This is a genomic window from Pantoea sp. SIMBA_079 (genome assembly GCF_046940275.1).
Taxonomy (GTDB): domain Bacteria; phylum Pseudomonadota; class Gammaproteobacteria; order Enterobacterales; family Enterobacteriaceae; genus Pantoea; species Pantoea borealis.
Genome location: NZ_JAWRYR010000087.1, coordinates 1 through 352, shown reverse-complemented (window position 1 = coordinate 352; position 352 = coordinate 1). Strand labels below are relative to the sequence as shown.

1 pseudogene is annotated in these 352 nt (G+C 56.0%); it reads right to left on the bottom strand.

From position 1 onward, the window contains the following. Positions 1 to 352 (bottom strand): annotated as a pseudogene (locus SB719_RS19225) (IS1-like element IS1B family transposase); the annotation flags it as partial.

The window sequence follows — 352 nt, the reverse complement described above, 5'->3', positions numbered from 1 at the left end:
CGGAGCCTGTCATACGCGTAAAACAGCCAGCGCTGGCGCGATTTAGCCCCGACATAGCCCCACTGTTCGTCCATTTCCGCGCAGACGATGACGTCACTGCCCGGCTGTATGCGCGAGGTTACCGACTGCGGCCTGAGTTTTTTAAGTGACGTAAAATCGTGTTGAGGCCAACGCCCATAATGCGGGCAGTTGCCCGGCATCCAACGCCATTCATGGCCATATCAATGATTTTCTGGTGCGTACCGGGTTGAGAAGCGGTGTAAGTGAACTGCAGTTGCCATGTTTTACGGCAGTGAGAGCAGAGATAGCGCTGATGTCCGGCAGTGCTTTTGCCGTTACGCACCACCCCGTC